This is a genomic window from Alteromonas confluentis (assembly GCF_001757105.1).
GTDB classification, from domain to species: Bacteria; Pseudomonadota; Gammaproteobacteria; order Enterobacterales; family Alteromonadaceae; genus Alteromonas; species Alteromonas confluentis.
The window spans coordinates 28397-51565 of record NZ_MDHN01000009.1; the positions used below are offsets into that span (position 1 = coordinate 28397).

Sequence of the window (23169 nt, forward strand, 5' to 3'; positions counted from 1 at the left end):
AAATACAACGAATTAAATCAGAGACTAGACAATGCGTTTATCACATCTTCTTCGCGGTATTTCCGCCGCTGCAATTCTGACAATGCACCCTCCGGCGATGGCGGCTGACTGGACCCTGGAAGGGTACGACAGCCACGTGGAGCTGAACTGGGATGACCTCTATGAGGAAGGCACTCATTACCGGATTGATGTGTCATCGGACGGCGGTCAGAAATGGCAGACCCGAAAGGAAACCAACGGCAGTTTTGCGCTGGATTTTGTCCGTGATATGGGGGCAAACCTGCAATTGAAATACCGCCTGATGGCAGTGGAAGACGATAAAGCCACTGAAATTGCCAGTGGCACTGCCAGCACCCGGGACTTCACCGATGACGAATTGCTGAATATGGTGCAGAAATACACCTTCCGCTATTTCTGGGAATATGCTGAACCCTCCAGTGGCATGGCTCGGGAACGCATTCCGTTTATGGATGAAGACGGTGATATTGTGACCACAGGCGGCACGGGCTTTGGTATTGCCGCCATCATCACCGCTGCAGAGCGTGGCTGGATAACCCGGGAAACGGCTGTCGCCCGGTTGAATAAAATGACTGACCATCTGGAACAATTTGAACGTTTTAAAGGTATGTGGGCGCATTGGTATACCGCTGACGATCTGAACGCCTTTAACTTTAGTAAGTTCGATGACGGCGGCGATATTGTGGAGTCTGCGTTTATGATGCAGGGGCTGCTCACTGCACGCCAGTATTTCGATAGCGATAACAAAGAAGAAAAGCGCCTGCGCCAGCGCATTACGGTACTGTGGGAAGACATGGATTGGCAGTGGTACACCCAGGGCCGAGATATTCTGTACTGGCACTGGTCGAAAAACTACGGCTGGAAAATGAATCACCCGATCAAAGGGTACAACGAAGCATTGATCGTTTACGTGCTGGCAGCGTCATCACCCACCAATCCAATTTCTGCAAAGCCCTACCATGACGGTTGGGCAAGCTGGGAAAATGAGACATTCCGCAACTACTCTGAGTACTACGGCATCACATTACCACTGGGTAATAAAGTCAACATGGGCGGTCCGCTGTTCTTTGCCCACTACAGTTTCATGGGGCTTGATCCAAGAGGCCTGCGAGATCGCTACGCCAATTACTGGGAACAGAACCGTCGCCACACGCTTATTAACCGGGCTTACAGCATCGATAACCCATTTGGCTGGGAAGGTTACGGCGAGGACTTCTGGGGTTTGACCGCCGGTGATATGGTGCCGGTTGGATACACCGCCCATGCCCCGGGTGCGGAGCGGGACCACGGTACTATTGCGCCAACGGCAGCATTGTCGTCGATGCCCTATACCCCTGAGGAATCGATGAAGGTGCTGAAAAACCTTTACCGCAACCACGGTAAGCATCTGTTCGGACGGATGGGCTTTTTCGACGGCATTAACCTGAGTGTCTCGGGCGATCCGGAAACTCAGGTACGCAACACCTATCTTGCTATCGATCAGGGGCCCATCGTGGGCATGATTGAAAACTATCGGTCCGCACTGCTGTGGAACACCTTCATGAAAGATAAAGACGTGCAGCGCGGGCTGAAAAAGCTCGGTTTCTCGGTTGACCGCAATGTGCGTACCCGCCTCAACGCAAAAAGTGATCAGGAGCCTTCTTCATGACCTTTTCTAAAACCTCTCTGGCCATTCGCAGATAATGGCCTCGCGTATTTGTGGTGGTTCCGTTATGCTCCTGCCATGCATTTTTAAAGGAACCATCATGAAGTTTTCTCCCGTTGCGCTTTTGCTGACGTCAGCCTTTCTGTTCAGTCACTCTGCCTCTTGTGAAACCAGCCCTGTTGAGCCGTCAGTGCTGTCCTCTGGCCTCAAAACCCTTTCCGCTGATGACATGGAAGGACGCAGAACAGGCACAGAAGGCGCTGAAAAAGCTCGTGAGTACATTCTGGATAGGATTCATGCGACAGCCTTTAAAGGCAATGTTGATGTGGAAGTGCTGCCATTTGACGTTCAACCTCGAAAAGAAGGTGAAGGAAAAGTGATTCAGGGCATTAATATTCTGGTGCATCTCGAAGGCACCGGGGAGTCAGATAAGAGTCTTATTGTTACTGCCCACTACGACCACGTTGGCATTAACAAGGGGGAGATTTACAACGGCGCCGACGACAATGCGTCGGGTGTGGTAGCAGCACTAGCGGTAATGGAAACTTTTGCGGCAAAACCGCCACAGCACGATTTGTGGATCATTTTCCCTGATGCCGAGGAAATGGGCTTGCAGGGTAGCCGCCATATAGCCGCTTCGCTGGCAGTGCATAAAATCGTTAACCCTGCGCTGGCAATCAACTTCGACATGCTGGCGCAGAACACAAAAGACGAATTATATGTTTCTGGCACCTATCATAATCCGGCACTGAGGCCACTGGTTGAGCAACTGGCAAAGCGCGCGAGTATTCACTTGCTGATGGGGCATGACAAACCGGAAGACGGCGATCAGGACTGGACAATGCAGTCTGATCACGGTGCGTTCTTCAAACAAGGTATTCCGTTTCTGTATTTTGGCGTGGAAGACCACCCACACTATCACAAACCCAGTGATACCTATGAAAATATCCCGCTGGATTTCTTCTACCGTTCGGTTGCGACGGTGGTCGATGCGGTGACTTTCTTTGAACAAAATCTGGATGCGATTTGAATCTGAGTGATCAGATAAGCCAGTGCACCCTGTGCGCTGGCGATTTCGACCATGCACCGAATCCGGTGTTTCAGTTTAGCGAACATGCCCGCATTCTGATCATCGGGCAGGCGCCGGGGATCAAGGCGCACGAAAGCAATATACCCTGGAACGATGCCTCCGGCGACAAACTGCGTAGCTGGTTGGGCGTAGACAGAGAAAAGTTTTATTCCGGCCTGTTCGCTCACATGCCCATGGCATTCTGCTTCCCTGGCTACAAAAATGGGGCGGATGCGCCGCCACCTAAAATCTGTGCCGAAACCTGGCATGCCAGCGTGATTAAACAGTTAAATCCAGCCTTAACCATTCATATTGGCCGCTATTCCCAGCAGTATTACCTGCCACAATTTAAAACCCTGACCGAAGCCGTCGAAGCGACAACACAATCCCCAGGCAACCGCTACGTTTTGCCTCATCCGTCAGGGCGAAACAACCGCTGGCTGGTGCGTAATCCATGGTTTGAAGCCCGCAGTCTGCCTGTACTGCGGAAATCGCTCAGTGTGCTGCTGAGTTGAAAGCACTATTGAACTGTTGTCGGTTTTTCGATCGCCGATAATGCTGCCTTTTCTGCCTTTTTATAAAAGCTACGCAAATAGCAATATCGCCATAGTTTCTCAAACGGTCCCTGACCGAACTTATTCATAACCACATTCGCCAGCAGCATTTGGATAGCAGTGAATACCACCACGATAAAAAGTAAATCGGTTCGTGTCATGGTTTCTTCAAACCCAGGGTTAACTTGGGGCATTATCGCTCGGAACAATATCGCCATGCAGATGGATTGCAACAGATATAAAGAGAACGCCATACGACCACAATTGCGTAAGGTACTGAACAGCCAGTTTTCCTTTTGCTGGCATTTTACCAGCAGGTGCGCGTACACCAATGCCACAAATATCGCGGAAATCGATGACAACATCACCGCGAATTCTTCCATGTATATCGATTGCAATATCAGCGGTTGCATGGCGAGCAGCGTGCTTACAATTCCAGCGATAATAATTTTTCTGAATAGTTGCGGGCTAAAACCATTGATGAAAAATCCGCTTCGGAACAGGTATACGCCCAGCAACATCAGGCCAAGCGTCTGCCATATCATCACAATGCAAGCGAATACCAGAAACGCCAGCGCCACACCGCCTTGCGCCAACATTTGAATGATGTATCCGCTACGCCACACTGACAACTGTTCCTGGTAGTTGTCTGAGCCGCGTATCATCAAATCGTCCGGTGAGGAGAAAACAAGCATGGCGGCGAACATAACCAGGATGACGACGCCCCCAATAAGTAAGAAATTACGTGCCTTTGTCATTAATGCTGCATTGTCATTCATCAGGTACTTTCTTGCGATCATGCCGCAAATCGCGTAGTACATCAGAATGTCACCCCCGAAAATAAACAGCGCGTGCAATGCGCCGAACAGGAGCAACCAGTTAAGTCGGGTTTTAATAAAAAGCGATGGGTTATACTTATTCTTCTCGCAGTGCCCGTACTGAATGGCTAATCCCGCTCCAAACAAAATACTGAACAACGTTCGAAACCGTCCGTCGGCAAAAATAAGCTGCAGAAAACTCACTATCTGGTCGGTTAACAAGGGGGGCGCAAAATGGGCATAGCCCACTAGCATATTCACATGATACGGAATGTTCATGATGAGAATGCCAAGAATCGCGACACCGCGTATGGCGTCCAGAGAATGTAGTCGCATAGTCAATCCTTTTAGAGATGCCTTTTTCCTTTTCACAACCTCTATAGAATAACCTGAATCCGCTCAAACTTTGCACCATGAGACTGCAAAGCAGCCAATAGCACTGAACTAAAATGGACCAAATGGTCTGATTTTTGTATTTATTTTAATTTAACTTTATGAATTTTAAGACTTTAAATTCATGGCGCGATTAATGCTCGCTTGTTTTATGAACGACGATGAAAAACAAAGAAGAACACCGTCAGGGATGGCTGCTATATCGGTGGTCACGAAACATCAAGTGAGAGCGAAAATGGATATAGGCGTTTTTATTCCAATCGGGAACAATGGCTGGCTGATTTCAAAAACTTCTCCTCAGTACAAGCCGACATTTGATTTAAACAAAGAAATCGTGATGAAGGCTGAAGAGTACGATCTGGATTTCGCCCTGTCGATGATCAAGCTTCGTGGCTTCGGCGGCGATACCGAGTTCTGGGACTACAATCTTGAATCGTTCACCCTGATGGCCGGCCTTGCTGCCGTTACCAGCAAAATTCAGCTGTATGCCACCGCGGCAACCCTGGTGATGCCGCCGGCCATCATGGCGCGCATGGCCACAACCATAGACTCCATTTCCAACGGTCGCTTCGGTGTGAACCTTGTCACCGGCTGGCAGCGTCCGGAATATTCCCAGATGGGCATGTGGCCCGGCGATCAGTTCTTCGGTAACCGCTACGAATATCTCGAAGAGTACATCACCGTGGTGAAAGAACTGTGGGAAACCGGTCAGAGTGATTTCAAAGGCGAGCATTTCCAGATGGACGACTGTCGCATGCTGCCTAAACCGTCCCGCAAAATTCCTATTATCTGCGCTGGCCAGAGTGCGTCTGGTATGGCGTTCTCTGCGAAACACGCCGACTACAACTTCTGTTTTGGCAAAGGGGTGAATACACCTACTGCATTTTCACCGACCTCTGAACGTTTAATTGAAGCTGCTGCGAAAGCCGAGAGAAAGGTCGATTCCGCAGTACTGATCATGGTGATTGCCGACGAAACCGATGAAAAGGCCATGGCAAAATGGGAGTTATACAAAGAAGGTAAAGATCAGTCTGCGCTGGATTGGATGGCAGAGCAGGGCGCCGCAGACAAAACGTCCGGCAAAGATACCAACGTCCGCGATATGACCAACCCCACTTCGGCGGTAAACTTGAATATGGGGACGCTGGTGGGTTCGTATGCCTCTGTGGCCGCCATGCTGGATGAAATTGATACCGTGCCCGGCTGCGGTGGTGTACTGCTGACCTTCGATGATTTCCTTAAAGGCATGGATGATTTCGGCACCAAAATTCAGCCACTGATGAAATCCCGTCAGCATCTGTACGACAAGACAGGAGCCGCGTAATGGCAGAGCAGTCTTACTATGAAGTGGCCGGTTATTTTCAGTCTGAGCGGGCAGGGCAGCCTTCGCAAAAAGTACTGCCCGCGAAACCCGAGCCTATCACTTTTAATCCTGCAGAAACCGCAGTCATTGTGGTGGATTTGCAGAATGCCTATGCCAGCAAAAACGGTTATCTGGATAAAGCGGGTTTTGATGTGTCTACCACGGCCCCGGTTATTGCTAAAACCATCAAAGTGCTGGAAGTGGCTCGTGCTAACGGCATGCCCGTGGTGTTTTTCCAAAATGGCTGGGACCCTGACTATCACGAGGCTGGTGGGCCGGGCTCACCGAACTGGTACAAATCCAACGCCCTTAAAACCATGCGTAAGCAGCCTGAACTGATGGGCACCATGCTAGCCAAAGGCACCTGGGACTATGACTTAGTCGATGAACTTAAACCGCAGCCCGGCGACATGGTGATCCCGAAAACCCGCTACAGCGGCTTCTTCAATACTAACCTCGACAGCATGCTGCGCAGCCGCGGCATTCGTAATCTTGTCTTTACTGGTATCGCCACCAATGTGTGTGTGGAATCGACCTTGCGTGACGGCTTCTTTCTGGAGTATTTCGGCATAGTGCTGGAAGACGCGACCTATCAGGCTGGGCCACGCAGTGCCCACGATGCCGCATTGTTTAACATTGAAACCTTTTTCGGCTGGGTCTCCAGCGTGGATGAATTCTGTACCCTGATGGCCTCTAAATAAGGAAATAATCATGAGCAAGAAAGCAATTATTCCCGCAGGCACCGGCGTGCCTATCGCTCCATTTGTACCCGGCACCATGGCGGACAATATCGTGTATGTCTCTGGCACGCTACCGTTCGATAAAGACAACAATGTGGTGCATGTAGGGGATGCTGAAGCACAAACTCGTCACGTACTGGAAACAGTTAAAAGCGTGATTGAGGAAGCCGGAGGCACCATGGATGATGTGACCTTCAACACCATTCTGCTCACCGACTGGGCCAATTACGGCGCGATCAATAAGGTGTACGCTGAGTATTTCCCAGGGGAGAAACCGGCTCGCTACTGTATTCAGGTGGGACTGGTGAAACCCGAAGCGTTAGTTGAAATTGCCAGTATCGCCCATGTCGGATAAGCCTGTGTTGTACTATGAAATTCACGAGCCTGTCGGAGCCAATGAAGCTGGAAATGAAGACGCGCCCACGCTGGTATTAAGTTCAGGACTGGGCGGGTCGGCTAACTTCTGGAAACCGCAACTTGAGGCGCTGACCAAAAACTTCCGGGTGATCACCTACGATCACCTCGGCACAGGCCGAAGTCCGGCGGCATTGCCAAAAGGTTACTCGATTGCCGACATGGCAGATGAGTTGTTGGCACTGCTTGATAGTCTGGACGTTACCGAGTGCCATCTTATTGGACACGCGCTGGGCGGATTAGTCGGGCTGGAACTGGCACTCAAGCGTCCGTCCATGCTCACAAGCCTCATCCCCATCAACGCCTGGAGCTGTCCGAACATCCATTCAGCTCGTTGTTTTAATATCCGTAAAGCGTTATTGGCAGCAGGCGACAAAGCCGCTTTTCTGCAGATGCAGACGCTTATTTTGTATCCCCCAGACTGGATTGTGGAACACGCTGAAGCATTGCAGGCCGAAGAGGCGCACCTGCTTGCGCATTTTCCTGATGAGGCCAACTTGCTAACGCGTATTGAGGCGTTAACCACATTCAATATTGATGATCGTCTGTCCGGCATCGAAACCGATACGTTTATTATCGCCGACCGTGATGATTTGCTGGTACCGTGGAAACGCTCACAAATCCTCGCCGCCAGACTGCCCTGTGCGGCTCTATCGGTGCTGGATTATGGCGGCCATGCATGTACTGTTACTGTACCCAATATCGTGAATGATCTCATTCTCACTCACCTTTCAGGATATGTGTCAGAGGAGACATCCTGACGATAGTAGGCTAGATGCGGTAAGCTGCCACTTAGTTATGTCATCAAAATCATTGGGGCCCTGAAGGAATGGAAAAACAACGCGGTTTGCCTACACACGATGCCGACCTGTGGAATGCGGATTTAGCGCCGACGGCAGCCGCAGATCGCACTTGGACCTGGGCGCATTATGCGTCGCTCTGGGTTGCCATGGTGGTGTGTGTGCCCAGTTACATGATGGCCGCCGGTTTGGTTTCAGAAGGGATGAACTGGTGGCAGGCCGTCGCGACTGTTTTACTGGGTAATGCCATTGTGCTGGTGCCCATGCTGTTGATTGGTCACGCAGGGGCGAAGTACGGTGTGCCGTTTCCGGTGCTATTACGCTCGTCTTTCGGCACGCGAGGGGCCCGCATTCCTGCCGTGGCACGAGGGCTTGTGGCCTGCGGCTGGTTTGGTATTCAGACCTGGGTAGGCGGCTCCGCCATTTACGTTATCTTGAACGCCGTCACTGATGATGCGCTGGTCACCAATCCATTACCGTTCCTTGGCATCGATGTGGCACAAACCATCTGTTTTCTTTTGTTCTGGGCGCTGCATCTGGTGTTTATTAAATTCGGTACCGATTCCATCCGCTGGCTGGAAACGTATGCCGCCCCGTTTCTGATTACTATGGGATTAGCTTTGTTGATTTGGGCGTACATCAAAGCCGGTGGCTTCGGCGAGATGCTGTCAGCACCGTCGCAATTTGTGGAAGGCGGGGCAAAGGAGGGCCAGTTTATGTCCACCTTCATTCCCGGTCTCACCGCCATGGTGGGCTTCTGGGCGACCATGGCGCTGAACATTCCTGACTTCACCCGTTTTGCCCGCAGCCAACGGGATCAAATTATCGGACAAGCCGTTGGTCTGCCGTTACCCATGGCGTTGTTTGCGTTCATCGGTGTAGCAGTGACATCTGCAACGGTAACCATTTACGGTGAGGCTATATGGGACCCGGTGGTACTGGCAGGCAGAATGGGCGGTATGGGCGTGGTCATTTCACTGGCGGCATTGGCTCTCGCCACGTTAACCACTAATCTGGCGGCGAACATTGTTGCGCCGGCTTATGGTTTCTCCAACCTGAACCCACAAAAAATCAGCTTTAAGATGGGCGGTTACATCACTGCCGGTATCGGCATTGCCATCTTTCCGTGGAAGCTACTGGAAACCGCCGGTGGCTATTTGTTTACCTGGCTGGTGGGCTATTCTGCGCTGCTCGGTCCCATCGCTGGTATTCTGATTGCCGACTATTTTATTCTGCGCAAATGCCAGTTAAACACCGCTGCCCTATTTGTGCACGACGGTGAATATGGTGAAAACAATGGCTGGAACAGGGCAGGCTTGATTGCACTGGTGGTCGGCATTCTACCGAACCTGCCGGGATTCTTGCATGCAGCTGGTGTGGTTGAGAGTGTGCCTGGGATTTTCGATAGCCTTTATGCGTACGCCTGGTTCGTGGGTGTTGCCGTCGCTGGTAGCCTCTATTTGCTGTTGGCGAAAAGACCGGCCTGAATAAATGCCGGTCTTCCATTTTCGGTGTTTGGCGTTACAGACTGCGTGGGATCAACGCAGCAGCAGCCACCAAAGTCATTACAATGACCAACCATCGATAGTGCGCCTCACTGATTTTCTTCACTAGCCAAATCCCCGTATACACACCAGCGATAATGAGAGGCAGGGCAATTAAATCCAGTTGCAGGGTTTCCCAGTTAATGGTTTCCCATACAAAAACGTGAAACGGCACTTTGAATAAGTTAATCACCAGAAAGAACCATGCCGCGGTGCCAATAAACACATTCTTCGGCAGACGCATACTCAACAGATACACGGCCATTACTGAACCAGCCAGATTACCTACCATGGTGGTAAAGCCGCCCATCACACCCGTAACGATTGCAAAAGCGTGATTATCGGGCACCGCCGATTTGCGTTTCTCCAGCCACAGCATCAGGCCCACACTCAGAAAGATAATCACCGCCATGATTTGTACGAACAGTGCATCGTCGATGGATTCTCCCAGCCAGGTACCCAGTATCACGCCGACAATCGCAGGAGGAAACAGTTTCATCAGAAAGCGCCAGTTTGCGTGACGATGGTAGTGATAGACTGCAAAAATATCGGCGGCAATTAACATGGGTAACATAATGCCCGACGAGCCTTTTCCTCCGAACAGCAGCGCCAGCAATGGCACTGACAGCAGGGTGGTTCCGTGAATACCGGCCTTGGCAAGGCCAACCATAAAGCCGATTGCCAGTACGATACTGACATCCGCGACAGAAAGGGTGTCTAAAAGCAAAAGGTTTCCTTAACAGCGTGTGAGAACAGAGGAATATTGTCTGTCGTTGCATAATATGTTCAGGTTTAAGCGTAAAAAACAACCCGATACAAACAACAATGTTAATTATAAAGCACTTAGAACAGGGAAAACATCAATGAAATCCGCACTTTCTTTTTGTGGCGCCCTCGGACTGCTAAGTCTGACGGTAACGCAGGCAATGGCGGCGCCGGGCTATTTCCGCGAGCCGGCCATTCACGACAATCAACTGGTATTCAATGCCGAAGGTGATCTCTGGTCAGTCACACTGAACGATAAACAAAAAGGTGACTACGCCGCTACCCGCTTGACCACGCAACTTGCTGATGAAACCCAGCCAGTGATCTCACCTGATGGTAAACAACTGGCTTTTGTTGCTAATTATGAAGGCGCGCCGGAAGTCTACATCAAACCTATTCGCGGCGGCCTGGCAGAGCGTGTCACATTCGAAAATTCGGGCATGAAGCTGCATCAGTGGACTGCTGACGGAAAAATTCTGTACAGCACTAACAGCCGGGTGGGCCCGACCAACAGCTATGTGCTGAAACTGCTTGATGTGAAAAGCGGTAAGACCACCACTTTGCCGCTGGCTGACGCCGTAGAAGGTGTGATTGATGATAAAGGCGAGTGGCTCTACTTCGTTCGCTTCGGTCTGCAACTTTCCGGCGACAATGCCAATTATTATCAGGGCGGCGCGAAAGGGCGTTTATGGCGCTGGAAACTGAGCTCTACCCAAGAAGCGGAGCTTCTAACGGCAGAGCACGAAGGGTCTATCCGCACACCAATGCTAAATGAGAACCGACTGTTTTTTATCAGCAATCAGGACGGCATCGACAACCTGTGGTCAATGACGCTGAATGGCAAGAGTGCGCGAAAAGAAACGCAATATGATGAGTGGACCGTGCGCGGCGCTGCAATGGGGAATGGCAAAGCGGTGTATCAGAATGGTGCTGATCTGGTAGTGCGTGATCTGAAAGCGGGCAGCAATAAAACCCTGCCGATTCAGCTTGTTTCCGATTTTCCTTACTTGCGTGAACATTGGGACAACAGCCCACTGGAACTGCTGAAAAACGTGTCCTTAGCCAACACGGGTGATGCGGTAGTGATCACCGCACGTGGACGTATTGCGGTTGCCACCACCGATGGCTCCCGATTGGTTGAAATTGCCACCCCGGAAGATTCTCGCAGCCGTCAGGCGCTACTGAGCAAAGACCGCAAATGGGTATATGCCCTCAACGATGCCGGCGGTGAACTGGAGATCTGGCGTTTCGCTGCCGATGGCTCCGCGCAGGCTGAACAGCTTACTCAAGACGCATCAACCTATCGCTGGCAGTTGTCTTTGTCGCCTGATGGCAAATGGCTCGCCTTTGACGACAAAGCGGGTGCAGTTTGGCTGATGAATCTCGAAGATAAGTCGCAGGTGAAAGTGTTCGACGACAGCGATGGTTTGTTCGCTAAGTCTGACATCGTATGGTCTGGCGACAGCAATATGCTGGCGGTTACCCGCACGAAAACCGGTAATGAACGCAACAGTGTTTTCCTGTACTCCCTGAAAGAAAATAAAGGGCAGGATGTCACATCGGATAAATACCAGTCTTATTCGCCCGCTTTTAGCGCAGATGGCAACTGGCTCTATTTTCTGTCGGAACGCAACTTTGTGGCTACACCATCAAACCCGTGGGGTGACCGCGCCATGGGTACCGAGTTTGATAAGCGCACGCAGATCTTCGCCCTTAATCTAACCAATGACGCGGATTTTAGTTTTTCGGCTCCAACGGAACTCACGCGAGTAGAACAAGAAGCTGATAGCAAAGACGACGAAAACACCGAGCAGGACGAGGATGGGAAAGAAGCCATCGATTCAGGCAGAATACAATGGGATGGCCTGAATGCGCGGCTCTGGCAGGTTCCAGTGGCACCAGGCAATTATTTTGGACTGAGTGCGAACAAGTCTCTGCTGTTTGTTGGTGACCGAAGTGGGCGAAACGCCACCCTCAAAGCGTTGGAATTGAAACACGACGCTAAGTTGAAGACGGTTACCTCCGGTATTGCAGGATACGAACTGTCGGCAGATGGCAAAGCTATGTTTGTGTTCAAAAGAGGTAATGGCAACAAGAACATGTACATTGTTCCGGCAAAAAGCAGCTTTCCGAAAGATCTCTCCGACGCGCAGGTAAAAGCGGGTGACTGGCAGATGCGGATTAACCCGCAAAAAGAGTGGGCGCAACTGTTTCACGACGCCTGGCTGATGCACCGTGAATCGTTGTTCGACCCTACTATGCGCGGCGTCGACTGGGAACAGGTTGAAGATAAGTATGCCCCGCTATTAAAACGCGTTACTCATCGTGATGAACTCAATGACGTATTTGCGCAAATGATGGGTGAAATGAATACCTTGCACAGTCAGGTGCGGGGCGGCGATATTCCAACCGACAAGGAACAGCCGAAAGCAGCCATGCTGGGTGGCGTGTTTGACGACACGGAACAGGGCGTGAAAATCACCCATATCTATCGCTACGATACTGAAGTACCCTCGGATGCGCCGCCGCTGGCACAAGCCGGAGTCGATGCACAGGAAGGTGACATCATCGAGTCTGTAAATGGCCGCGACGTAAAAACAGAGGCACAGCTGGTGAGTGCACTGCTGAATAAAGCCGGTAAACAGGTGCTGCTTGGACTGGTGCGAAACGGTGGGAAACTGAAAACCGTTGTTACGCCGACAACCACAGGTAAGGATTTCGGCTTACGTTATCAGGATTGGGTTCTGGCTAACGGCGAGAAGGTGAGTGAAGCCAATGAAGATATTGGCTATTTGCATCTGTACGCTATGGGCGGTGGTGATGTGGCTAACTTTGCCCGTGAGTTTTATGCCCAGTATCGCAAAGACGGACTCATTATTGACGTTCGCCGTAATCGCGGCGGTAACGTCGACAGCATGATTCTGGAGAAGTTGCTGCGCCGTGTGTGGATGTTCTGGCAATATCCTGATGGCAGTACCGGCACGAATATGCAGCAAACTTTCCGTGGTCATCTGGTAGTGCTAGCCGACCAGTTTACCTACTCCGACGGTGAAACCTTTACCGCAGGTGTGCGCGCCATGCGCATTGCGCCGGTGATCGGCAAAACCACGGCGGGTGCCGGTGTGTGGCTAACTGGCCGAAATTCGGTGGCAGATAGCGGTATGGCCCGTGTTGCTGAATTCCCGGTATTCGCTGCTGATGGCCGCTGGATCACAGAAGGTCGAGGCATCAGCCCAGACATTGAAGTGGATAATTTGCCCTATGCCACATTCAACGGTGAAGATGCTCAACTTGAAGCGGCGATTAAGTATCTGGAAGAGCAAATTAAGCTGAACCCCATTAACCCGCTGAAAGGCGAAGCCTTCCCGGATGCGAGAACGCCAGCAAAGGATGTGAATAAATAGATTGGCACCTCAAGCAAAAACTAACAACCAAAGCCCGTAGATATTTCTTCGGGCTTTTGTCAGCCTTTTTTGATTAAACAGAATACCATCGGCAAATGATATTAATTTATACTTTTGTCTAATATGGTGCAGCTGATTTGGTGTACATCACTTTAATAGTGCGCGAGCCTGAGTGAGTAGTTGAGTTTCGCCAATTACGTCGTACGTTTTTTGCTCTTTGAGAAATTAATTATGTGATTCATCGGAATATAAGGAAAATTTATCCTAAGAATAGAGTGAATTTCGGTAGTTGGTGCAGTGATTGATTGCTTATGACTGTCACTGCCCAGGGAGTGTGCAGTGAATTTTAAATTTAAAGCATTCATCCAGACTCCATATGAGAACACTCTACTATGACTAATCAGAAAACGTCTCAACGTTTTATCTATTCTTCTCTCGCCAGCATTATTGGCTCACTTTTTTTAAATACCCATGTTCATGCGCAACAAAACCAGGAAGATGAAACAGCCCAGAACGAAGAAAAAATCGTGGTTGTTGGACGCAGGGTTTCACAGACTGATATCGCCATTGGTCAGGATGCCGCAACCAATACCGTAGCGGTAACCCGCGAAGAGCTACTCTCTGCGCCTTCCGGTATCTCTGGCCTTAAAATGCTGGAAAGCCTGCCAGGCTTCAACGTGCAGACTGATGGCGCACTGGGTTTATACGAATTCGGTAACTCGGTGCAGGTGCGTGCGTTTGACCTCAGCCAGATGGGCTTTGTGCTCGACGGTATTCCAATGGGCCGTTCTGATGCCTTCGGCGGAAGCCCGATTTTCCGCTATGTCGATAACGAAAACCTGGGCGCAGTTATCGCGTCACCGGGTGCCGGTGATGTGTCTAAGCCCACCTATGCTTCCCTTGGTCCTATTGCGACTTACGAAACGGTGAAGCCGTCTGAAGAAATGGGCGGCATGGCAGCAATCTCACTTGGCGACTACAACCTGCAGCGCACGTTTGTGAAGCTTGAAACAGGCGACATCAATGGTTTCAGGGCCTACGTCAGTCGCTCAAAAACCGATAGCGATTTATGGCGTGGACCCGGCAGCATCGACCGCGAGCACATTGAAGCCAAAGCGCTCTATGAGTTTGGTGATAGTTATGTACAGGCCACTTACGTTGCCAATGACTTTTTTGACTATGATTCTCCGTCAGCTGCTCCAGAGGCGTTCGATGACAACTATTACCTGAGCTACTCGCCGTCTATTCCTGAAGGGTGTATCAATCCGCAATCTGGCGTGTATGACTATAACGGTGATGGGGTAGCAGATGACGCAGATTTTACACCGGTATTCACCGGCAGCTGTACCAACTACTACGAAGATCGCATTAATATCCGTGATGACAAGCTTTATTCTTTGAGTTTTGGCACCTACCTCTCAGAAGATGTGCAATTTAAAGCCACCGCCTATTACGAAGATAAGGTTGGTACAGGGGTTTCTCCAGACAGCTATAGCAACTCACTGGCTATATATGAACGTCAGGCCGCCGCAGGTCTGGACGTGGTGCATCCTCGCGGTGTGCAGTATGGTTTATCTGGAATGGACGGTGAACGTAAGGGTGTTGTCGCCGGATTTGACTGGTTTGCCGGTGACCACCATTTTGCTTTTGGTGGCTGGGTTGAAGAAGATACCTACCATCGTATTCAGCAGCGCACCAATAAAGTAGGTGGCAGCTCTGACGGTGAGGCGCTGCTCGATGAAATTGCTTATTACCGCCGTGACTATGTTGCAGTACGCGATACCACGCAGCTTTATCTGAAAGATGACTGGACGCTGATGGATGGCGATTTGATTGTTACCCTCGGTGCAAAAGCGCTGCAGGTAGATTACAGCCTCGATGGCTATCGTGACTATGCCGATTATGAGGTAGACAGCGAACCTGGTTACGGCCCGCAGAGTGTTGGTCACGACTATGAGAAAAACTTCATGCCTATGGTGGGGGCGGTTTACAGCCTGAACAGCACCGATCAGGTGTTTACTTCCTATGCTAAAAACGCGGCACTGCCTAACGGTACGGATGATATTTTCAGCACTGCAGTCAGTTTTGATGCACCGGCACCGGCCATGGAAGAAGCGACTAATTATGAAATTGGTATCCGTACTAACCGTGAAAATTACAACGGTTCGATTGCCCTGTTTTACACCGAGTTTGATAACCGCCTGATTGCCAGCAGTGTGATCAACCCAGCCACTGAACAGCCAGAGAGCTACTACATCAATGCCGGTGCTTCCGATGCCTACGGTATTGAAATCAGTGGTGTTTATCAGCCAGAAATGTTTGACCGGCAGTTGTACTTCAATGGGAACCTGTCTTACAAAAGAGCTACTCTCAAAGACGGATTCGACGGCAACCCCGGTGGCGCAATGTTACCTGACAGCCCGGAATGGCTGGCAACTGCCGGTGTCACCTACGAACCGACAGAATGGTTGGTGGCTAATTTTTCGGCAAAATATACCGACAAACGATACCTTGATTTTAACGAAACCTATTCGCTGGACAGCTACATAGTGGCTCAGGCCTATGTGGATATTGGTGGCCCCAATGATTTCGGTTTACCTGAAAATGTCCGCCTGCGATTTAACCTCGATAATGTATTCGATAAACAGGTGGTGTCATTTGGCTATGTGGGTTCCAACTACGGAAGACCGCTTAGCCCACGCACATTTCAGGCAACGCTAACGGTGGATTTCTAATGATAAAACACGCTAAACATACACTATGTGCCCTTGCTGTGGCTGCAGTGTGCAGTCCGGCACTGGCTGACAAAAGCAGTGATGCGATACACGAATCGCTGGTGGTAATGGATACTCACCTGGATACGCCTGCGCTGCTGGTGCAGCCAGGTTTTGACATCATGGAAAGTCATACTTTTGATGATGACTTTTCTCAGGTCGATGTGCCCCGTATGAACAGTGGCGGTCTGGACGGTGGCTTCTGGGCGATATATTCATCGCAGGGGCCTGTTACCGAAGCGGGCTTCCGGGAGTCGAGAGACACAGCGTTGCTGCGAGCCATGGCTATTCATGAGATGGTTGCGGCACATCCGGAGACATTCGCGCTGGCCACGGAACCTGAAGATGCCGAAGACATTGCGAAGCAGGGCAAAAAGATTGTGTACATCAGCATGGAAAACGCCTATCCGCTGGGCGAAGATTTAAGCCTGCTGGAGACGTTCTATAAAATGGGCGTGCGCATGGTCGGGCCGGTGCATTTTAAGAATAACCAGTTTGGTGACAGTTCCACCGATCCCAATGGCCAGCAGTATGGTGGTCTGTCCGATCTCGGCAAGGAACTGATTAAGAAAGCCAATCAACTGGGGATGATTCTGGATGCTTCCCACGCTCATGATGATGTACTCAAAGACATGATTGCGCTGTCGAAAACGCCGGTCATACTGTCTCACTCGGGTACCAAAGCGGTGTATGACCATCCTCGTAACGTCGATGACCCTCTGCTTAAAAAGCTGGTTGCCAGTGGCGGCGTGATCCATGTAAATGCCTACAGTTCCTACCTGAAGGAATTACCCAACGATCCGGAGCGGGGGAAAGCTTATGGTGAGCTGTTCAAACAGATGGGCAACATGGCGGAGATGACAGCAGAAGAGATTGCCGCGCTGAAGGCGAAACGCAAGCAAATCGATATGGAACATCCGGCCGTGCGCGCCACCTTTGAGGATTACATGGAACACTTCCTTCATATCCTGAAAGTGGCTGGTCCACAGCACACCGGCGTGGGGGCAGACTGGGATGGCGGTGGCGGCGTCGACAATATGATGGATGTTGCTGCGCTCCCCAAAATTACCGGGCGATTACTGGCGGAAGGATATTCAGAAAAAGATTTGGCTGATATCTGGGGTAATAATGCATTGCGCTTACTGCAACAGGCTAAAGACTATGCTGAATCTCTGAAAAAGCCTCAATAGTGATGTAATTGATAATTTGATTAACGGGCATCGTCATGGTGTCCGTTTTGTATTATTTTTCCTTTTTACCTGAATCGTAAACCCTGCAAATCGAATACTCAGACAATTCAGCTTCAAATACTCAGGGTTTATCTCTCTGGTAGAATAAACCGCCTCCTCGTACTTCTTTCTAAGCGGTGTCTGCGCTAAACTGCAAACCAGCAACGACCATGTCTTCGTCGGTTCACTCTGGCAGCCTGGTGAATACGGCTGTCGCCGCCTCCAGCACATTGCTTAAACTGGAGCTCCGAATCTGACCCATACTGTCTTTTCGACAATCGTGTCGTCTGCTGTTTCCGAAACAATGAGTGTTTAATTAGTGAGGGTTGAGATGTCTATTGAAGTGTTGCCTCTGGATGCCGATAAACGCGGCGAATGTCCCCAGGAGTTTAGTTTTGGCGCAGTATTTTCTGATCACATGTTTCGCCAGGTCTTCGACAAAGGTGTGGGTTGGCATGATGCGCAAATCGTCCCTTATCAGGCACTTCAATTAGACCCTTCAGCCGCGGTTCTACACTACAGCCAGGAAATCTTTGAGGGATTAAAAGCGTATCGTCGCGAAGACGGTAAGATTAACCTGTTCCGTCCGGAAGCCAACTGCCGTCGTTTCAACCGCTCAGCGGCACGTATGGTTATGCCTGAGGTGGAAGAAAGCTTACACCTGGAAGCACTGAAAAAGCTGGTTAAGCTCGATGCAGCCTGGGTGCCTTCTAAAGACGGTTCGTCGCTGTATATTCGTCCGGCGATGATTGCAACCAGCAGCAAGCTGGGTCTGGGCGCAAGCTCACAATATACCCACTTCATTATCACTGGCCCATCTGGTGCGTACTTCGCTGGCGGCTTTAATCCTATTGCGGTTTATATTACCGATGAATACCGTCGCGCAGTGGCTGGTGGTGTCGGTGAAGCGAAAACCGGTGGTAACTATGCGGCCAGCCTGATGGCTTCTGAAAAAGTGGCTGAACTGGGTTACTCGCAAGTGTTGTGGCTGGATTCAATTCATGGTCAGTACATCGAAGAAGTGGGTGCGATGAACATTTGTTTCGTTTACGAAGGCAAAAAGATTGTTACCCCTGCGCTTAGTGGCAGTATTTTACCAGGCATTACCCGTGACTCTATTCTGAAACTGGCGCCTACTCTTGGCTACGAAGTCAGTGAAGAACGCATGGATGTGAATCAGGTTGTGGCTGATATCGAATCAGGCAAAATCACTGAAGTGTTTGGCTGTGGCACCGCGGCAGTTATCTCTCCAGTAGGTAAACTGTGCTTTATGCAAAAAGATTACGTAGTAAATAACAACGAATCAGGCCCTGTTTCCAAGCATCTATACGACCAGTTAACCGGTATTCAGTACGGTAAAATTGAAGACCCGTTCGGCTGGATCACTACCATCGATTAAACGATGGTTATGCATTAACAATGGCGCCTGATGGGCGCCATTTTTGTTTTCGCTGAACAAGCGCAATGAAAAACGCGTCGGAACATTGTACGCTGACAAAATTGAAAAAAGAGGATGTTTTATGAGAACCGGATTATGTGTTGCTGCGGCGAGCTTGCTGCTGCTTTCGGGTTGTTCCGACAATGAGGTGGGTGATGTGTCGTTGGGCTTATTTACCACCAAAGACATTAAAATTGACTCGCTGACCGACCCGGGTATTCCCGGCGTGACTTGTCATGTGGCGAGCATCGAAGCGAACTTGAGTCTGGCTGATCCATCGGATAGTTCAATTTCTTGCCGTCAAACCGGCGACATTACGCCCGCCATGCTGGCAGAGATTGATAAATCGGACTCTGGTGAAGTGATATTCCGTAAGTCGAAAAGTGTGCTGTTTAAGAATATGAAAATCCGCCGGATCCTCGATAGGAAAAGTCAGACATTGATGTACCTCGCGTATTCCACCAAGGAAACATCGGGAAGCTTCAAGCACAGTTTGTCGACAGTGCCACTGTGGGGCACCAGTGCTTATCAAACGCAGCCGATGCAGGATTAATCTGCGTCTGACTAACGGCATGATAATTGGGGCGTTTTGCCGTTAAGATACAGGCGAAGCCTGCTATTATGGCGCCCCGATTTATTCTTCCAATTTCTTCAGGCAATTACATGTATCAGAATTTTCAGGCCGAGCTAGACTGGGCAACCCTTCATATGACCCGTACTCGCGACGCGTTGGCGGCACTTCCCGACCTTAGCGGCGTTCGCCTTGCCTGTAACATGCACCTTGATCTGAAAATGGCGCCGCTGGTGGCGGGTCTATTGGATAGAGGCTGCGAAATATTTCTCACAACCTGTAACCCGACAACTGTGCAAGATGACGTTGTTGCTTATTTGGTGGAAAAAGGTGCAGCGGCTCACGCCTGGCGCGATATGAGCGACGCCGACTGGTCTGAATCTTTCAATAAGGCGCTGGCATGGCAGCCAACGCACCTGTGTGAAATGGGCGCAGATTTAACTACCCGTCTGCACGAGAACGATGCATCAACCACGGTAAAAGCAGGCCTTGAAGCCACCGGTTCCGGTATCACGCGGTTAGGTGGTGTAGCCCCCCGTTACCCGATTTTTAACTGGGACGATTTGCCAGTAAAAGAAGGCCTGCATAATCGCCACATGGTGGGATTAAGTGCCTGGCAGACCTTCTTCCAGACTACCCACCTCACGCTGCATGAAAAGACTGTTGTGGTTATCGGTTATGGGCTGGTGGGTCAAGGCGTAGCAGCATCGGCCAAAGCGTTTGGTGCGCAGGTGCAGGTAGCCGAACTCGATCCAGCCCGTGCTCTGCAGGCGAAGTACGATGGCTGGCCGGTGGTGAGTCTCGATGATGCCGCGAAAGAGGCGGATGTAATTGCCACCGCCACCGGCGCGGCTGGGGTAGTAAGCGCGCGCCATCTGGATAGGCTTAAAGATGGCGCTTTTGTTCTGAACGTTGGGCACGTGGCCAAAGAAATCGATGTGGCTTACCTGAAAGCCAATAGTACTGAATCTCTTCCTATGCCTTATGTGAATGCTTACAACCGTAACGGTAAAACGGTATTTCTGCTTGCCGATGGTTCTATGTTTAACCTGACTGCCGGATATGGCGACAGCATCAACGCATTCGATGTGACACTGGCCGTGATGGCGGCAGGTATTGGATTTATCGTCAGAGAGGGAGAGCAGTCAGAGAACGGTTTGTATCTGCTGCCTGAGACGGCATGGAAGAAAGTGCTGTGATAACGTGCCACTGTTTTATGCACAGTCGGAGCTGGAGTTCGGTCACAACTAAGAATTGATATTTGGTGAAAATATAAAGATTTTAATTTACTGATTAAAAAGGTTTTTTATTTTTTCTCACACAAATTTAGTTTTTTCTGTCACATATTCACCGGTTGGCGTTTCTCTTCTATGTACTTTCACTCAAAGGAAATCATAATGAAACGTCTCTATCCACCTCACCGCTTTGCAGCTGCTCTTTCATTCACCATGGGGGCTTGGCTGCTGACATCCTCAGTTGCTGCAAGCCCAGACACTGAGTCTCATACTAACGTTATTCATGTCGATGAGTATGGGGTTGGTACGCCTGTAATCCTCATTCCCGGCCTCATGTCAGACGGTACTGTCTGGCAATCAACCGTGGATGAATTGCAAAAAGACCACAAGGTATACGTTATCAATGTAGCTGGTTTTGGCCGTACGCCTGTAGCGCCGGATACCACTCTGGAAAATGTTGAACATGCCGTGGCTGATTACTTGGTGTCACATCAGATAGACAATCCCGTTGTCATCGGTCACAGCATGGGCGGCTTTCTGGCTATGGCGCTGGCGGTAAACCCTGACGTGGAAATCAGTAAAGCAATTTCTGTTGATGGGCTGCCGTATATCGGGGCCATCTTTACTGGCAGTAATGATGTGAGTGTTGAAATGCTGGCACCACAAGCATCGCAGATTCGCGGTATGTACGCGGCAATGAGCAGAGAGCAGTTTGAAGGGCAAACCCGAATGGGTCTGTCGCGACAGAGTGCTTCTGAAGCCGGGCATCAGAAGGTGATAGAGTTCGCCAGTACGTCCGATCCGGCCACTGTTGGGCAAATCATGTATGATTTAATGAGTCGTGATTTACGAGAAGCTCTGCGTGAAACCGATACCCCCATCGTTTTGCTGGGCGCATCAGGTGGCTTTCAGGATGCACAGAGAAAACAGTCTGTCGAAAAAATGTATGAACAGCAACTTGCGAGTGTGCCCAGTGCTACGGTAAAAATGAACACTCAGTCCCTTCATTTTATCATGTACGACGATCCGGCATGGCTGAAAGAACAGATTAACCACTTTATCAAGGAATGATCATGAGTGTGCAAATCGCCGAACAAGACGTACTACTGGCCATGAAAGGTGACAACAACGCCTTCACGCGTCTTATCCAGGCCACTCGAAATACCATCAGCAGCATCGCCCTGGCGATTGTGAAAGATCTCGATGCCAGTGAGGAAGTGGCACAGCAGGTGTATATTCAGTGCTGGCAGAAACTGAACACGCTGAAAAGCCCGTCCAGCTTTCTGCCTTGGTTAAGACAGTCTACACGCTATGCCGCGTTCAATTATCTTCGGGATAACCGGGTTACCGACAGAGTTGGAGGCGACGAGGCTGACTTACTTTTTTCCCAATTTTGTCAGGATGACGGCGATTCTGAAACGGTGTTAAGTCGAAGCCAACAGGCGCAAATTCTTGCAAGGGTAGTTGACGACTTGCCGGAAGAAACCCGAGAAATTGTCCTGTTGTATTATCGGGAGGAGCAGTCGAGCGCACAGGTGGCAACATTGTTGTCAATTTCGGATGCATCGGTTCGCCAACAACTAAGTCGGGCACGCCAAACGCTAAAAGGAAAACTGCTGGATAAATCCGGTGCACTTATTTTATCGACAGCGCCCACACTGACTATCAGTTCAGTACTTGTCGCTAGTGCGGGCATCAGTTCGCCCGCTCAGGCAGCCACTGTTTCAAGTGCAAGTTCGTCAACAGCCATGAAGGGCGGTTTGATAGGAGCACTCCAGTGGATATTCAGTGGCGCCATGTTGGCTACATTTGCCGGTTTAATCGCGGTTTACCTGAGTGCAGAAATTCCTTTGCGTCGCATGCGAAACGAAGGTCGAAAAGTAGCGCTGAGAAAAGAGCGTAAGCGCACCATGATAGGCATCGTTATCACCGGCGTTTTGCTGACCGCTGCCTATGAATTCACTTCGGGGTGGGTATTCCCTATTGTGGCCTACGAACTCATGATGGTTGTGATTTTCGTACAAACCCGCAAAACGCAAATCATTATCGCTGCCGATGAAAATACGAGAGGCAAAAAAGCGTTGTCGGTTTTCGGTTCCTGCTCCGGTACTTTCTGGCTTCTTACAGGAATAACTCTGGGTAATCTTGGGATGATCGCGGGACTGTATACAAGTGGGAGGGCGCTCTGGTAAAGTGCCTGACCCAAATTAATATTCATAGGTAACTCCTCAGCTATAAGCATCGTATTGCTCGTTTTCTAGCGTTATGGGGTGTTTATATTTGTTTTTATATCGCTTTTTTCTTATTGAAAGAGAGTAATGTGAACGCTATGATGAGATTAATTTTTATACAATTATTCAGTTATAACGTTTAGTGGTTACTGCAGTTCGACTTC

Annotated in this window: 18 protein-coding genes; 16 read left to right on the top strand and 2 right to left on the bottom strand. The window is 50.1% G+C overall.

Translation table 11 applies throughout. The features are described 5' to 3' along the window. The first annotated feature begins 31 nt into the window (after positions 1–31). From BFC18_RS04310 to BFC18_RS04320, 3 genes are all read left to right on the top strand, one after another. Positions 32–1666: a glucoamylase family protein gene (locus tag BFC18_RS04310; protein ID WP_245680336.1), complete on the top strand. Its 1635-nt coding sequence runs from the start codon at positions 32–34 to the stop codon at positions 1664–1666. 97 nt (positions 1667–1763) lie between these two features. Continuing rightward, entirely contained in the window at positions 1764–2693 is a 930-nt protein-coding gene (locus tag BFC18_RS04315) for a M20/M25/M40 family metallo-hydrolase (RefSeq protein WP_070123971.1), read from the top strand. After that, on the top strand, positions 2690–3247 hold the full coding sequence (locus BFC18_RS04320; RefSeq protein ID WP_070123972.1) for a uracil-DNA glycosylase family protein: 558 nt from the start codon (positions 2690–2692) through the stop codon (positions 3245–3247). Before BFC18_RS04315 ends, BFC18_RS04320 begins: the two co-directional genes overlap by 4 nt. Before the next feature lie 5 nt (positions 3248–3252). Here the strand turns inward: BFC18_RS04320 and BFC18_RS04325 are convergent, their stop codons facing one another. Next, on the bottom strand, positions 3253–4440 hold the full coding sequence (locus BFC18_RS04325; RefSeq protein ID WP_070123973.1) for a DUF418 domain-containing protein: 1188 nt from the start codon (positions 4438–4440) through the stop codon (positions 3253–3255). Between the two features lie 292 nt (positions 4441–4732). Between BFC18_RS04325 and rutA the strand changes: the two genes are divergently transcribed. The 5 genes from rutA (at position 4733) to BFC18_RS04350 (ending at position 9301) form a co-directional block, all read left to right on the top strand. Next, positions 4733–5821 carry a pyrimidine utilization protein A gene (gene rutA, locus BFC18_RS04330; RefSeq protein WP_070124009.1) on the top strand — a complete coding sequence of 363 codons (1089 nt, stop codon included), beginning with the start codon at positions 4733–4735 and terminating at the stop codon, positions 5819–5821. Beyond that, on the top strand, positions 5821–6561 hold the full coding sequence (gene rutB, locus BFC18_RS04335; RefSeq protein WP_070123974.1) for a pyrimidine utilization protein B: 741 nt from the start codon (positions 5821–5823) through the stop codon (positions 6559–6561). Before rutA ends, rutB begins: the two co-directional genes overlap by 1 nt. A 10-nt stretch (positions 6562–6571) precedes the next feature. Next, entirely contained in the window at positions 6572–6955 is a 384-nt protein-coding gene (rutC, locus tag BFC18_RS04340; protein ID WP_070123975.1) for a pyrimidine utilization protein C, read from the top strand. Continuing rightward, entirely contained in the window at positions 6945–7775 is an 831-nt protein-coding gene (rutD, locus tag BFC18_RS04345; protein ID WP_139138948.1) for a pyrimidine utilization protein D, read from the top strand. Before rutC ends, rutD begins: the two co-directional genes overlap by 11 nt. Positions 7776–7843: 68 nt before the next feature. Further along, entirely contained in the window at positions 7844–9301 is a 1458-nt protein-coding gene (locus BFC18_RS04350; protein ID WP_070123976.1) for an NCS1 family nucleobase:cation symporter-1, read from the top strand. Between the two features lie 34 nt (positions 9302–9335). On the opposite strand, the gene BFC18_RS04355 is transcribed toward BFC18_RS04350, so the two are convergent. Further along, a complete protein-coding gene (locus tag BFC18_RS04355) occupies positions 9336–10085 on the bottom strand; it encodes a sulfite exporter TauE/SafE family protein (protein WP_245680337.1) in 750 nt (249 codons plus the stop codon). Between the two features lie 136 nt (positions 10086–10221). Between BFC18_RS04355 and BFC18_RS04360 the strand changes: the two genes are divergently transcribed. The 8 genes from BFC18_RS04360 to BFC18_RS04395 all read left to right on the top strand — a co-directional run bounded on the left by BFC18_RS04360 (position 10222) and on the right by BFC18_RS04395 (position 22966). After that, positions 10222–13527 carry a S41 family peptidase gene (locus tag BFC18_RS04360; RefSeq protein WP_070123977.1) on the top strand — a complete coding sequence of 1102 codons (3306 nt, stop codon included), beginning with the start codon at positions 10222–10224 and terminating at the stop codon, positions 13525–13527. 392 nt (positions 13528–13919) lie between these two features. Further along, complete coding sequence (locus BFC18_RS04365) at positions 13920–16262, top strand: TonB-dependent receptor (RefSeq protein WP_070123978.1); 2343 nt, start codon at positions 13920–13922, stop codon at positions 16260–16262. Then, on the top strand, positions 16262–17491 hold the full coding sequence (locus BFC18_RS04370) for a dipeptidase (protein WP_070123979.1): 1230 nt from the start codon (positions 16262–16264) through the stop codon (positions 17489–17491). The genes BFC18_RS04365 and BFC18_RS04370 overlap by 1 nt, the downstream gene beginning before the upstream one ends. A 370-nt stretch (positions 17492–17861) precedes the next feature. Beyond that, positions 17862–18929 carry a branched-chain amino acid aminotransferase gene (locus tag BFC18_RS04375; RefSeq protein ID WP_070123980.1) on the top strand — a complete coding sequence of 356 codons (1068 nt, stop codon included), beginning with the start codon at positions 17862–17864 and terminating at the stop codon, positions 18927–18929. A gap of 121 nt (positions 18930–19050) precedes the next feature. Further along, positions 19051–19521 (top strand): CreA family protein, encoded by a 471-nt coding sequence (locus BFC18_RS04380; RefSeq protein ID WP_070123981.1) that lies wholly within the window; start codon positions 19051–19053, stop codon positions 19519–19521. A gap of 110 nt (positions 19522–19631) precedes the next feature. Then, positions 19632–20738, top strand: a complete 1107-nt coding sequence (locus BFC18_RS04385; RefSeq protein ID WP_070123982.1) for an adenosylhomocysteinase — start codon at positions 19632–19634, stop codon at positions 20736–20738. Between the two features lie 198 nt (positions 20739–20936). Further along, positions 20937–21845 carry an alpha/beta fold hydrolase gene (locus tag BFC18_RS04390; protein WP_070123983.1) on the top strand — a complete coding sequence of 303 codons (909 nt, stop codon included), beginning with the start codon at positions 20937–20939 and terminating at the stop codon, positions 21843–21845. Between the two features lie 2 nt (positions 21846–21847). After that, a complete protein-coding gene (locus BFC18_RS04395) occupies positions 21848–22966 on the top strand; it encodes an RNA polymerase sigma factor (protein ID WP_070123984.1) in 1119 nt (372 codons plus the stop codon). The last annotated feature ends 203 nt before the right edge of the window (positions 22967–23169 follow it).